This is a genomic window from Nocardia sp. NBC_00881, from assembly GCF_045207455.1.
GTDB lineage: Bacteria > Actinomycetota > Actinomycetes > Mycobacteriales > Mycobacteriaceae > Nocardia.
Map to the genome: position 1 here is coordinate 5,499,802 of NZ_CP108798.1, position 12,711 is coordinate 5,512,512.

Sequence of the window (12,711 nt, forward strand, 5' to 3'; positions counted from 1 at the left end):
GCGATCCATGGTCGTTGCCGCAGGTAGAGTCGGGAAGACCGAACGTCGGGGTGTGGTTGCTTACCTCGAGGTTCGACATGAGGTCAAAGGAGCGCGGTGGACATGAGCAGTGACGCAGATCACGATGTGTGCGGGATGACGGTCGCGATCGACGTCGTCGGTGGCAAGTGGAAATTGCATCTGATGTGGGTGCTCGGCGCGGGCCCGCAGCGCTTCGGCCAGATCCGCCGCCTGCTCGACGGCGTGAGCGAGAAGGTCCTCGCCGAAAACCTGCGTCAACTCGAGTCCGGCGGTGTAGTGCACCGCGAGGTGTACGCCGAGGTCCCTCCGCGCGTCGAATATTCCCTCACTCCGCTCGGCGAGGAATTGGCCGCCGCCCTGCGTCCGCTGGAGGAGTGGGGCGAGCGGCATCGGCACGAACTCGCCGCCAACCTCTTGGCGTCCGCGGGTTAAACCGGATTGTCGACCGCGATTCGCGCACCGATGCGCTCGAGCAGTGCCGCCGCGTCGGCCATCGAGCGGCCGGGATCGGGTTCCAGGTCGGCGAGCGCATAGCAGCGCGCGAAGCCTGCGTCCCGGATCTCTTGGGGCGCGAGCAAAGTGCGGCCGACAACGGCAACCGCCGGGACATCCGCTTCTCGGGCCGCCGCGCACACGCCGACCGGCGCCTTGCCGTGCAGACTTTGCCGGTCCAGCGATCCCTCGCCGGTGATCACGAGGGCGGCGGTGGCGAGCAGCGCGGGGAAGTCGAGAAGTTCGAGCACGACTTCGATCCCGCTGCGCACCTGCGCATCGAGCACGGCGAGTGCGCCGAAACCGGTGCCGCCCGCGGCGCCCGCGCCCGGGCGGAGTGCGAAGTCGGGGCCTGTGACGCGCGCCCAGGTGGCGAGCGCGGACTCGAGGACATCGAGTTCGGCGGGGCCCGCGCCCTTCTGCGGTGCGTACACCTCGACGGCGCCGGTCGGCCCGAGCAACGGATTGTCGACGTCGCAGGCCAGGGTGAAGGTCGTGCCGGCGACCGCGGGATGCAGCCCGGAACGGTCCACGCGCGTGGCGCGTGCCAAAGCGGCTCCCCCGGGGGGTAATTCCTGCCCATCGGAGTCCAGAACGCGGACGCCGAGCGCTTGCAGCATGCCCGCGCCGCCGTCGGTGGATGCGCTGCCGCCGAGACCGAGCACGATGTCGGTGACGCCGTTGTCCATGGCGTGCGCCACAACCACGCCGAGCCCGTAGGTGCTCGCGCCGAGCGGATCATGCTGCCCCCCAGGCAGTTTCGCCAGACCGACCACCGCGGCCAGTTCGACGACCGCGGTCGCCTCATGCCTAGCGTAGGCGGTGCGGCACGGCACACCGGTGGGCCCAGGAGCGGTCAGTTCGACGCACGTCCAGCCCCCGGCGACGAACGCCTCGACCGTGCCGTCACCGCCGTCGGCGACCGGCACCTGCCGCATGACGGCTTCCGGCGCGACCCGCGCGAAACCCGCGGCAAGGGCCGCCGACACCTGCGGTGCGCTGAGCGATCCTTTGAATTTGTCCGGGGCGAGAATCACCCGGGGTGCGGACATGCGCGTCATCCCCATATTGTCGGGCGCCGCCGGGGCAACCGCACGACGGCCCTCCATCAGCTCGCGGGCAGCGGGGCTTGGTCGGCCTGGGTGATGGTGACCTGCCCAGTCCGCAGATAGGTCAGCACCGCCTCGTCCACGGCGGCATTGCCGCGACCGAAGGTTCCGTGGTCGCCGCCGTCTACGGTGATCAGCGCACCGTTCAGTGCCTTCGCCATGGCCGGGCCACCCTCGTATTTGGTCAGCGCGTCGTGACGGCTCTGCAGTACCAGCGGCGGGGTGCGCAGGCCGGCCCCGGTGATCCGTACCGGCTTAGTCACCGGTTTCCAGGCACCACAGGCCATCCCGGACCGGACCAGGTCGGCGCGCGCGTCCATGGCGTCGCCGCCGGAGGCGATGGTGCCGACCGCGGCGCCGAGCAGCTCCGGCCTGCCAGGCACGGCGTTCTCGTTGCAGGTGACGGCGGCGAAGACGAAACGCCCGGTGGGGTCGGTCGAGGTCGCGCCTTCGATGGCTCGCAGCCGCTGCACGTTCGCCGGGTCGACGGCCACGTCGGCCATCGCGCGGGCGAAGATCGGCCAGAACGTGCGCGTGTAGGTGGCGACGGCCGTCGCGCCGAGCAGCGGCACCTGCGCCGATACACCGCCGGAGACCAAGGTGCGCAACAGGTTCTGCAGTTTGCCCAGCTGTTCGACGCTGCCGTTGTAGCCGTCACGCGCGATCTCGGCGAGCGGCTCGGGCAGCGCGCCGGGCAGATCGGCGACACTCGCGGGCGGCGGGGTCAGGTTGGCGTACCAGCCGCCGCCCTGATCGGCCGCCAGCCGGACCCAGTTCCGGTAGACCTGCAGCGCAGTCTCGCCGAGGTGGTATTCGCCGTCGTGCTCACCGATCCAAGCGAAAAGGTCGTCGAGGCGCTGTTTGCCTGCCACCTGTTGCTGGGCGAACTCCTCGGTCCACACCCAGTCCGGGTTGACATTGGAGTCCAGGATCATCCGATCCACCCGTTCGGGGAACAGCGCCGCGTACACCGCGCCCAGATAGGTGCCATAGGACGTGCCGAGGTAGCTGATCCGCTCCAGCCCGAGCGCGGCGCGCACGGCGTCCAAGTCGCGCGCGGTGTTCTCGGTGGTGATGGTGTCCAGGTAGCCGGGGCGTGCGGCGTCGCAAGCCTTCTTGATGGCATCGCGGTCGCCGCCACCAAGTGAAACTCGCTCGCCCTCTTCGGTTTTCGTACCCGCCGCGCAGTCGAGCGGCGTAGCCCAGCGCAGCCCGCGCGGCTGTACGGCGACGAGGTCGTAGTGCGCGCCGAGATCGAGGGGGAATACCTCGGACCGTCGTGCCCAGTAGTCCAGTGCGTCGGCGCCGGGGCCACCGGGATTGGCGAAGAGAACGCCCGCGCGCTCGCCGCTGGCCGCGATCCGGCTGACAGTCAGCTCGATCTTCGGCCCGTTCGGCTCGGCATAGTTCATCGGCACGCTGACGACAGCGCACCGCACGCCGCGATCGGCCGTCACGGCACGGTCGGGGCATGCCCCGAACACCATGCCCGGCTCGGCCTGCGCAAGGCCGGTGACGAGTGATCCCCCGAGCAGGCTCGCGGCGACCACGGTTGCCACGACCCGCGATATGCGCAGCGTCCTCATCATGTTGTGTACCTCCCGGGCCTGCCTCGCTCGGGTGCGGACGCCTCGATCAAGAGCATTCTGCGCAGACTCGCGTCGACAGACAAGTCGGCGGCGGGATTTCGCCCGGTCGACCTGGTGGTTACCCGGTTACCGAGGCACCGGAGTAGCTTCGAGCCATGTCGACCGAGGTCAGCAACAACACCGCACTGGAACGCTTCGAGATCTACGTCGACGGTGCGATCGCAGGCTATGCCGAATACCAGGACACAGCATCCGAGCGGGCGTTCGTGCACACCGAGATCTACCCGCGCTACGAGGGCCAGGGCTATGCACGGCTGCTGGTCGAAACCGCGCTGAACAGCACCCGCGACGACAAGCTCGGCGCGCTGCCGATGTGCCGGACGGTCCATCACTTCATCGAGACGCGCCCCGAATACTTGACGATGGTGCCGCACTGGGCCCGGGACCGGCTGAACCTGCCCTTGTGAGCGACGCGGCCGCCGACGCGCTCATGCCGGAGCCGAGCGGCATGAGCCCTCAGTACGCCGCGACGGCGCCGTCCAATGCCTGTTGCAGGTCCGCCCGCACCAAGCGGGCGATGTCACCGGGCCGGGTCGGCAGGTCGAGCACCGGCACGCTGAAGTAGAAGCTGGCCGACTTCGCCTCTTCCCTCGTCGGCGGCACCGTCGGATCCTGGCGCGGCCCGTAGCTCAGCCCGACGGACACCAGCACCGGCTCGGCATCGAGCTTCATCGCGCGGAACGCGATGTGCCCGATCCCGCTGCCTACGGTCTGCACCTTGGTCGGGTCGACATCGTTGCAGGTGCCCTCAGGGAACACCGCGACGCCGTCGCCGCGGGCCATCCGCTCAGCGCAGATGTCCATCATGCGCTGACCGGCCGCGTTCACCGCGCGGATGCCGTGGTCCTTGCCACGGAACACCGGGATGCCGCCCATCATGTCGATCTTGCGCCGCTGGTCGGGTTCCACGAACAGCTCGTCCTTGGCCAGCACGCGCACCCGCCCGATCACCGGCCGCAGCCCGCTGCGCCAAGCCGCCGCCGCGACGGTGTACGGGTCGTTCTCGGACAGGTGGTTGATGGCGATCAGCAGCGGCCGCCCCTGCTTGATCACCCTGCGGAGCAGTTCGCGCGCACCTTCGGCGTAGGCGACACGCGGATGGTATCGACGGCCGAGAATGGCGTACGCTCCCCAAGCCTGCAGTCGATTCTGGCGATGCTCGCGATAGAAGTCGTACACGCTGTCGCTGTTCTCGAGTCGCACCTCGGGCGGTTCCATGATCTGGACTCTACGATGCCGGAAAACCGGTGCGGCGGGCGCCGACATCCGCTCGGGCAAATCCGGAAGACAGAAGTCGGTCGCAGAAGGCGCATTGCGGGCGAACAGCTGAGATGATGTCGTGGTGGCACGCGCAGAAGACCCGGACGATCGGCAAACTCGCGGCGGGCATGGTGACCGCAAACGACGCGATTCTCGGCACGGCGAACAGGTGGTGCGCGCGGGAACACTGCTGGTATCGGCCACCGAACTGGTCGAACCCACCTTCCGGCGCACCGTCGTCTACATCATCGAGCACAACGAGGCGGGCAGCCTGGGGGTGGTGCTGAACCGTCCGAGCGATACGGCCGTGCACGACGTGCTCCCCCGCTGGACCGACGCGGTCGCCGCGCCGCGCACGTTGTTCATCGGCGGCCCGGTGAAGCGGGACGCGCCGCTGTGCCTCGGCACCGTCCGGGTCGGCGCGCGGATCGAGAACGTACCCGGACTCCGCCGCATCGACGGCCGAGTCGTCCTGGTCGACCTGGACGCCGACCCGCAACGGATCGTCCCCCTCGTCGAGGGCATCCGGGTGTTCGCGGGCTACGCGGGCTGGACCTTCGGGCAGCTGGAAGGCGAGCTGGAGAACGACGACTGGATCGTGCTGTCTGCGTTGCCGTCCGATCCGATCAGCACCGGCCGCCCCGACCTGTGGGCACACGTGCTGCGCCGCCAGCCGCTGCCCCTCTCCTTGCTCGCGACGCACCCGATTGAACTCGAACGCAACTGAGTACGTGTACTCCTCGAAGGGATAGCAGGAGACACGGTATGAGACATGACGACTGATCCGGCAGAACATGAGTAACTTATCGCTTACGACCGATAACCAGCCCCGCAACACAAGCAGAGAGGCACCTACTTGTGCGCAGAATACGCGGAGCGGCGGACAAGCCGGACGATCAAGCGGAGCTGATGCGGGTTCTCTATCGCGATCACGCCACCGCCTTGTGGCGGTACACGCTTGGTTTGGTCCGAGACCCGGGGCGGGCCGAGGACATCGTGCAGGAGACATTGCTGCGTGCGTGGCAACGCCCGAACGTCTTGGATCAATCGACTACGTCGGCGCGTGCGTGGCTGTTCACCGTGGCACGCAATCTCGTGGTGGATGAGCATCGCAGTGCCCGCAACCGACGCGAGTTCCGCACCGACAGTCCGCCCGAACAGCCCACGCCGGACCAGTCGGACCGCGCGCTGGACGGCTGGCTGATCGCGGACGCTCTCGGCCGGCTCAGCGGCGACCACCGTGAGGTGATCGTGCGGGCCTACTATCGAGGGCTTTCCACTCATCAGATCGCCGAAGAACTCGACATTCCGGCAGGCACGGTGAAATCCCGAATGCACTACGGCATGCGGGCCTTACGACTGGCACTTCAGGAGATGGGGGTGACGAATCAATGACGGATGTCACCGACGACTACACCACGTGGGATGCGCCGTATGTGCTCGGCTCCCTCACCCGGGCCGAGCGTCAGAAGTACGAGGAGCACTTGGCGGGCTGCCCCGACTGCCAGGCCGCGGTGACCGGACTCGCCGGGCTGCCCGGCATGCTCGCCTTGGTCGACACCGAGACCGCGCTGTCGATGATCGGGCCGACCGAGGCCGCAGCGGCCGAGGCCGCGCCGCCGATGCCGCAGCTGCTGCCCCGGCTCGCCGACGCGGCCGAGCGCCGCCGCCGCCGCAGCCGGTGGGTGCCCATCGGCACGGCGGTGGCGGCGGCCGCCGCCGCGGTGGCGATCGCGGTGCCCATCGCCGTCACAGTGACCGGGTCGGACACCGGCACCTCCGAGCAGGTCTTCGCCGAACGCCGGATGGAGCCGCTGGAGCCGACGCCGGTCTCGGCGAGCTTCAAACTCGTTCCCGCCGGAGACAGGACGCGCGTAGTGATGTCCTGCAGCTACGCACCGAGCGACCAGCGCTACAACTGGCCCCTCGCCCTGTACGTCACCCGCAACGACGGACAGCAGCAGGAACTCGGCCGCTGGCCCGCGTCCCCCGGCACCGAGCTGACCGTCGATTACACCATCGACGGCCCGCCCGACCAGGTTCGCACCGTCGAGATCCGGTCCGCGGCCAGCGGCAAGGTCTTGCTGGCCGGAACGGTCTGATCGATCGAACGATCCCCCGCCGATACTTTTCGGCGGGGGATCGTCGGTGCGGCAATCGATCAGCGCGTCTGCCGCCGGAAGATCGAGGACGACCACGCATATCCGACCATCGCGATGCCCACGCACCAGGCGATCGCGCCGCTCCCCCGGTGCGGCGCTTCGATGCGTTACTCGATTGTCGTGCTGGGCGATTCGACTAGATGTCGAGATCCTCGATCTTCGGCCCCTCTGCCACGTCCACGACCCGCTGGTAGAACTTGTCGGGCAGTTGCCCCTTCAGTTCGTCGAGCGAATCCACCACAACGAAGAGGAACTCGCCCCAATCCTGTTGTCCGACACCGAGCAGACGGCGCCAACTCTTCGGATCCTTCCAGTCTTTGAGCAAATTCGCGCCCGCGTCGGCGGGATACTCATCCCAGTTCGAGTACTGGGCGTGCATCACGTACTTGCCTTTGCGGGTGCGATACACCCGGACGTGCTCGATGCGAGTGTCGTTGACGTCGCGCCACTCCCCGAGCAAGGTGCCGGAGAATCGGACCTGCCGGACACCGTCGCGACCCACGCCGAGCACAATCTCGTCGTAGCCCTCCAGTCGGCCTTCTTCGAGTTCGATGAACCGGCGCAGCGCCGTGACCACCGCCCCGGAGAGGTTGCCACCGACCAGCTCCTGCGCGCGCTGGAAGAGCGGGAGGTCGTCATCGGCAACATAGATCGTCTTGTTCGGCATGAACCTACTATACGTAGATGTATACGTACATACAAGACTGACTACGGTCAAGGGTTGAACCATCCGGCGTTCTCACCCGTATCACTCGTGTACGCAATCTCGCGTGTGCTCGGCAACACGCCGTGTACAGGAAGGAGTGCCGATGCAGAACCGGGTAGTCGACTATCTGGTGCGAGCAGTTTCAGCACTGGGCGTGCGCCATATCTTCGGGGTCGACGGCGCCAATATCGAGGACCTGTACGACGCGATATTCGAGGCGTCAGGCGATCTCACCGGAGTGGTCGCCAAGCATGAGTTCTCCGCGGCCACCATGGCCGACGGCTACGCCCGCTCGACCGGCGGAATCGGTGTGGTCGCGGCGACATCCGGCGGCGGCGCCATGAATCTCGTCGCCGGACTTGCCGAATCGTTCGCCTCGCGGGTTCCGGTGCTCGCACTTGTCGGGCAACCGCCGACCGCACTGGAGGGCAACGGCGCCTTTCAGGACACCAGCGGGCGGGCAGGCACCATCGACGCGGTACGCCTGTTCGGCGCGATCAGTACCTACTGCGCGCGAGTGGAGACCGGCGCCGACCTACCCGATCAGGTGGCCAGGGCGGTCGGCGCCGCCCGGCGCGGCGGGCCCGCGGTCCTCCTGCTGCCCAAGGATGTGCAGCAGGAGGACATCGGCGACGTTCCGCCGCTCCGGTTGCCCGCCGAAAACTATCGGCAGGACAAGGCCGGACTCGCCGAGGTGCGCGCCGCGCTCACGGCGGCCCGGCGCACCGGGAAGATCGTGATCATCGCCGGTGACCAGGTCGCACGCGACAACGCGCGCGAGGCGCTCGCCCGCCTGGCCACCGTCCTCGACGCCGCCGTAGGAGTCACCCCCGACGCCAAGGACACCTATGACAACACCGACCCCGGATTCCGCGGCGTCGCAGGCACCATGGGCCATCCCGAGCTGATCGTGGCCGTCCGCTCCGCGGCCCTGTGCCTGCTGGTGGGCACGCAACTGCCGGTCACCGCACGTTCCGCCCTGGACGGACTCGACGGCACACTGGCAAGCATCGGCGTCGCGCCGCCCTATCCCCCCGCCATCCACGCCACCAGTACCGACCTGTCGCGCACACTGTCCGACCTTGCCGACGAACTGGACACTGGTGCGACGGCCTCCGAGCGTGATCACGCCGCACCTCCACCGACGCCGTTGCGGGTGCCCGAATCCTCCGGTCCCGGCCTGCGCTACCGGGACCTGGTCGAGACGATCGACGCCGCACTGCCGGATGGCACGGACGTGTTCGCGGACGCGGGCAACACCGGCGCCTCCGTCGTGCACCACCTGCGGGTACCGCGGGGCGGACGGTTCACCGTCGCGCTCGGCATGGGCGGGATGGGTTACGCGTTCGGTGCCGGGATCGGCTCGGCCTTCGCGCGGCACCGGACAGCGAGCGGCGTTCGCCGCACCGTTGTCATCGCGGGCGACGGGGCGTTCTTCATGCACGGCATGGAGGTGCACACCGCGATCGAGCACGCGCTGCCGATCACGTTCATCGTGCTCAACAACAACGCGCATGGCATGTGCGTGACCAGGGAACAGCTGTACTACCGGGATCGATACAGCTTCAACAGGTTCCAGCCCGCGCATATCGGTAAGGGTGTCGGCAGCATGTTTCCCGGACTGTCCACATTCTCCGTGGGCGACGCCGACGAACTCGCCGACGCGCTGCGTCGCTGCTGGGAAACCGAAGGGCCGTCGTTCCTTTCGATCGACTGCGACGCCGACGAGATCCCTCCGTTCCTTCCCTTCCTGACGACCATCGAACAATCCGGGGTTTCCTGATGAAACACACTCGCGACGCCCTGGCCGGGGCCGATCGGGTGCAGGAGTCCACCACTGTGAGGAGTACCACCGTGACCACAAGTTCCCTGCCCGCACTCAGCGACATCGCGGAGGGTGCCGTTCCCGGCGTGCTGCGCATCGAGAACTCCGACAAGGACGCGACAACCCCGATCATCATGGACATGCTGCGGTCGGTGTATCCGCACGACCAGATCTACGGCGAATACTGCCCGGTCCAGGCGTATATCGCCGCACCGCCGCGCGAGGTGTACGAGTATCTCGCCGACACCCGGTCGCTGGAGGAGTGGAGCTACAGCCTGCGCGGTTTCGTCGAGACCGAGGAACCCGGGCTGTGGCTGGCCTACGACCGGCTCGGCGACGCGACCAAGATCTTCACCCGCACCATCGCGAACCCGGATGCCATGACGGTGGACTACCACTGCGCCTGGGACCAGGGACAGCACCTGTGGATGATCTACCTGATGCGCGTGGTCGACGCGCAGGTCGTGTTCAACAAGCCGGGTTCGGTGGTGGTGTGGGTGAATTGCAAGCATCCGTTCTACGACGAGAACCCCTATCCCGAGACCGCACCGCCGAAGCGGCCGGTGTGGGTGGGCGACTTCTGGGACATGTTCTCGGCCGGCCACCAGCTGGAGATGGACAACCTCAAGGCGATCTGCGAGTACCGGGCATCGCACGGCCTGCCCGTCAAGCCCGACTGGATGAAGTGAGGCGTCACCGATGAACTCCACGAACCCCCCTGCTCTGCCCCCGGTCAGCCTGGTCGACGTGGCCAGCTACCTGCCCGGCGACCCGGTCGGCACCGAGTACTTCACCCAGTTCGCGCGCTCGGAACGGATGGCGAAGAACGTCATGTTCCGCGCTCCCAAGGGCCGGCACCACGTGGCGCGAGACGAGACAGCGGTGGACATGGTGGAGCGAGCGGTCGCGCCGTTGATCGACCGCCACGGCGCGGACACGATCGCGAATGTCGACGTGCTGATCACCCACACCCAGCTTCCGGACAATCCGGTGCTCGGCTGTGGCCCCGAGGTGGCGCGGCGGCTCGACATTCGTCCCTCGTTCGTCTACGACGTGCACAACGGGGGCTGCGCGGCATTCGTGCACATGATGGCGATGGCTCGCATGGTGTTGCAGACGACCGACGCCCGCACCGCGCTGATAGCGGCGACGCAGAATTGCTCCGGACAGGTGTTCGCCCAGACCGAGATCCGCAAGCTGGCCCAGGCGCCGGTGCCCGGTGACGGCTGCGGGGTCGGTCTGCTGGTGAAGGACGACAGCGCGCCGATCCTCGACATCGAATGCCAGACTTATCCCGAGTTCGCCGGGGACATGGACTTTTCCACCAATGGAGAGCGCAAGTACTGGGAGCCGGGCGAGGGGCAGGCCTGCGTCAGCTTCACCGAGTCCAAAATCACCAAGGTGTTCGCCCGCGGCAACCGCCTGGTCCCTGAGGTGGCGCTCGCGGTCTGCGACCGGATCGGGGTGCGTGGACGCGACATCGATACCTTCGTCACCAACCAGCCGAACCGCTTGTTCCTGCGCAACTGGCACGACGCGCTGGAGCTTCCGCCCGAACGGCACCCGGACACCTTCGACTCCTGTGGCAATCTCTTCGCCGCGGGGATCCCGGTGACCCTGGACGTGGAGAACCGCGCGGGCAGGCTGCGCAACGGATCGCTGGTGCTGATGGCGGCGTTCGCGCATGCGGGCGACTTCGCGGGCGCGGCGGCCGTCCGCTGGGGAGCCGCGCGATGAGCCTGCGTCTCGCCGACGAGCCTGGCCGGCACGACACCAGGCCTTCACGCCACCATCGATCGCCGCGCGTGCAGCCCCTCTTCGACCTGAACTTGAGCGAGAACCCGTTTCCACCGCTGCCTTCGGTGTTGCGGGCGGTGAATACGGCGCTGACGCAGGCGAACCGGTATCCGGAGTTCCTGCCTCGACGGCTGCCTGCGGTGATCGCACAGCATGTCGGGGTGCGGTCGGATCAGGTGGTGGTCGGGTCGGGCGCGACCGGTGTGGCAATGCAGATCCTCCAATCGGTAGCCACGCCGGGGGCCGAAATCGTCTACGGCGCACCGACTTTCGACGGCTATCCGATCCTGGCCGAAATGACCGGCGTCGAGGCCGTGCCGGTACCGCTGGATGTCGCGGGCAATCAGGATCTGTGGGCAATGCGGCGAGCCATCGGCAAGCGGACCGCGCTGGTGGTGGTGTGCCGGCCGCACAATCCGACCGGCACCGCGATCCCGGCGAGCGAGCTGAAGGCGTTCCTGTCCGGTGTTCCTACCCGGGTGCCGGTAATTCTGGACGAGGCCTATATGGAATTCCTCGGTGCCGCCGAATACGTCGACCCACTGCCGCTGATCAGCAGATACCGCAATCTCCTTGTGCTGCGCACGTTTTCCAAGGCGTACGGGTTGGCCGGACTGCGTATCGGGTACGCGTTCGGCAGCAGCGAGCTGATCGCGCGGGTCCGCAGGCTGCAGTTGCCGTTCGGGATGGGTGCGGCGGCGGTGGCCGCGGTCTGCGCGTCCTACGCCGCCGAACCCGAACTCGCCGAGCGGACCCTGCGGATCACCGCGGAGCGCGACTCCCTGCGCAGCGCGTTATGCGACCGCGGGATGGCGGTGCCCCGCAGCCACGCCAACTTCCTGTACCTGCCCGGCCCCGGCGTCGCGACGGCGCTGCGCCGGGCCGGTATCGTCGCGAAGTCCTACCCCGACGGGAGCGCGCGGATCGCGGTCGGCGATCCAGACGCCGGTCACGCGGTATTGCGAGCGCTCGATGGAAGTCGACCGGTTGCGGAGGTCGATTTCGCGCCGTAGATGGTTTGGTGGGACTCGCTGTGGGGCATGCGCGTGGGCTTCTTTAAGCTCCTGCTCCTATGGCCCTCAGCGCAACTCTGCACAGCTTCGCCGTTCAACTGGCAGACGTCGACCGTGATGTCTATCAGGATTTGGAGTTGCGGGTAGCGCGCCACCCGTCCGAAACAGCCGAGTTCATGCTGACGCGACTGTTGGCCTACTGCCTCGAGTACGAGGAGGGGATCGCCTTCAGTGACGGCGGCGTTTCGTCGACCGACGAGCCCGCAGTGCTGGTGCGCGATCTCACTGGGCGCCTCACCGCCTGGATCGAAGTCGGCGCACCCGACGCGGAGCGGGTGCACCGAGGCAGCAAACTGGCTGAACGCGTCGCCATCTACACCCATCGCGAGCCCGCCAAAGTGCTGGCGCAACTAGGCGGCAAGCGGATCCATCGCGCCGACTCGATTCCCCTCTACAGCTTCGATCGTGCCTTCGTCGATTCCGCCGTCGCTGCGATCGAACGTCGCAACACCGTCACCCTGTCGATCACCGAGCGCCTGCTGTACCTGGACCTCAACGGTACGGGCCTGAGCACATCGGTCGACGAGCACCGACTCTGACTGTCGCTGCCTCGAGTCGGCGCCGGTGTCGATGATGTGACCCCCGAAGACGACATGGGGGGCACATGTGCGACGGAT

Annotated in this window: 14 protein-coding genes; 10 read left to right on the top strand and 4 right to left on the bottom strand. The window is 67.6% G+C overall.

Annotation, left to right across the window (positions count from 1 at the left end):
- The first annotated feature begins 102 nt into the window (after positions 1–102).
- Positions 103–453 carry a winged helix-turn-helix transcriptional regulator gene (locus OH799_RS23445; protein ID WP_406267923.1) on the top strand — a complete coding sequence of 117 codons (351 nt, stop codon included), beginning with the start codon at positions 103–105 and terminating at the stop codon, positions 451–453.
- Here OH799_RS23445 and OH799_RS23450 read toward each other — a convergent pair.
- Positions 450–1,574 carry a glycerate kinase gene (locus OH799_RS23450; protein ID WP_406267925.1) on the bottom strand — a complete coding sequence of 375 codons (1,125 nt, stop codon included), beginning with the start codon at positions 1,572–1,574 and terminating at the stop codon, positions 450–452. The genes OH799_RS23445 and OH799_RS23450 overlap by 4 nt on opposite strands.
- Positions 1,575–1,621: 47 nt before the next feature.
- Positions 1,622–3,211, bottom strand: coding sequence for an alpha/beta hydrolase (locus OH799_RS23455; RefSeq protein WP_406267927.1), 1,590 nt, complete (start codon positions 3,209–3,211; stop codon positions 1,622–1,624).
- Between the two features lie 155 nt (positions 3,212–3,366).
- Here OH799_RS23455 and OH799_RS23460 point away from each other — a divergent pair, with 155 nt between their 5' ends.
- Positions 3,367–3,678, top strand: coding sequence for a GNAT family N-acetyltransferase (locus OH799_RS23460; protein ID WP_327110851.1), 312 nt, complete (start codon positions 3,367–3,369; stop codon positions 3,676–3,678).
- Positions 3,679–3,727: 49 nt separating this feature from the next.
- On the opposite strand, the gene OH799_RS23465 is transcribed toward OH799_RS23460, so the two are convergent.
- Positions 3,728–4,489, bottom strand: a complete 762-nt coding sequence (locus OH799_RS23465) for a lysophospholipid acyltransferase family protein (RefSeq protein ID WP_406267931.1) — start codon at positions 4,487–4,489, stop codon at positions 3,728–3,730.
- A gap of 124 nt (positions 4,490–4,613) precedes the next feature.
- On the opposite strand from OH799_RS23465, the gene OH799_RS23470 reads away from it, so the two are divergent.
- The 3 genes from OH799_RS23470 to OH799_RS23480 all read left to right on the top strand — a co-directional run bounded on the left by OH799_RS23470 (position 4,614) and on the right by OH799_RS23480 (position 6,633).
- Positions 4,614–5,258: a YqgE/AlgH family protein gene (locus tag OH799_RS23470; RefSeq protein WP_406267933.1), complete on the top strand. Its 645-nt coding sequence runs from the start codon at positions 4,614–4,616 to the stop codon at positions 5,256–5,258.
- A gap of 140 nt (positions 5,259–5,398) precedes the next feature.
- Entirely contained in the window at positions 5,399–5,926 is a 528-nt protein-coding gene (locus OH799_RS23475) for a sigma-70 family RNA polymerase sigma factor (protein WP_406282427.1), read from the top strand.
- The gene (locus tag OH799_RS23480; RefSeq protein ID WP_406267936.1) at positions 5,923–6,633 is read left to right on the top strand and encodes an anti-sigma factor family protein; all 711 of its coding nucleotides are present in this window, start codon (positions 5,923–5,925) and stop codon (positions 6,631–6,633) included. The genes OH799_RS23475 and OH799_RS23480 overlap by 4 nt, the downstream gene beginning before the upstream one ends.
- A 196-nt stretch (positions 6,634–6,829) precedes the next feature.
- Here OH799_RS23480 and OH799_RS23485 read toward each other — a convergent pair whose 3' ends face one another.
- A complete protein-coding gene (locus tag OH799_RS23485; protein ID WP_406267939.1) occupies positions 6,830–7,360 on the bottom strand; it encodes an EXLDI protein in 531 nt (176 codons plus the stop codon).
- A gap of 142 nt (positions 7,361–7,502) precedes the next feature.
- Between OH799_RS23485 and OH799_RS23490 the strand changes: the two genes are divergently transcribed.
- The 5 genes from OH799_RS23490 to OH799_RS23510 all read left to right on the top strand — a co-directional run bounded on the left by OH799_RS23490 (position 7,503) and on the right by OH799_RS23510 (position 12,633).
- Positions 7,503–9,182, top strand: a complete 1,680-nt coding sequence (locus OH799_RS23490) for a thiamine pyrophosphate-binding protein (RefSeq protein WP_406267941.1) — start codon at positions 7,503–7,505, stop codon at positions 9,180–9,182.
- Positions 9,183–9,253: 71 nt separating this feature from the next.
- Positions 9,254–9,913 (top strand): SRPBCC family protein, encoded by a 660-nt coding sequence (locus tag OH799_RS23495; RefSeq protein ID WP_406267944.1) that lies wholly within the window; start codon positions 9,254–9,256, stop codon positions 9,911–9,913.
- Between the two features lie 10 nt (positions 9,914–9,923).
- Positions 9,924–10,961, top strand: coding sequence for a 3-oxoacyl-ACP synthase III family protein (locus tag OH799_RS23500; protein WP_406267947.1), 1,038 nt, complete (start codon positions 9,924–9,926; stop codon positions 10,959–10,961).
- The gene (locus tag OH799_RS23505; protein ID WP_406267950.1) at positions 10,958–12,034 is read left to right on the top strand and encodes an aminotransferase class I/II-fold pyridoxal phosphate-dependent enzyme; all 1,077 of its coding nucleotides are present in this window, start codon (positions 10,958–10,960) and stop codon (positions 12,032–12,034) included. The genes OH799_RS23500 and OH799_RS23505 overlap by 4 nt, the downstream gene beginning before the upstream one ends.
- A gap of 59 nt (positions 12,035–12,093) precedes the next feature.
- Positions 12,094–12,633 carry a YaeQ family protein gene (locus OH799_RS23510; RefSeq protein ID WP_406267953.1) on the top strand — a complete coding sequence of 180 codons (540 nt, stop codon included), beginning with the start codon at positions 12,094–12,096 and terminating at the stop codon, positions 12,631–12,633.
- The last annotated feature ends 78 nt before the right edge of the window (positions 12,634–12,711 follow it).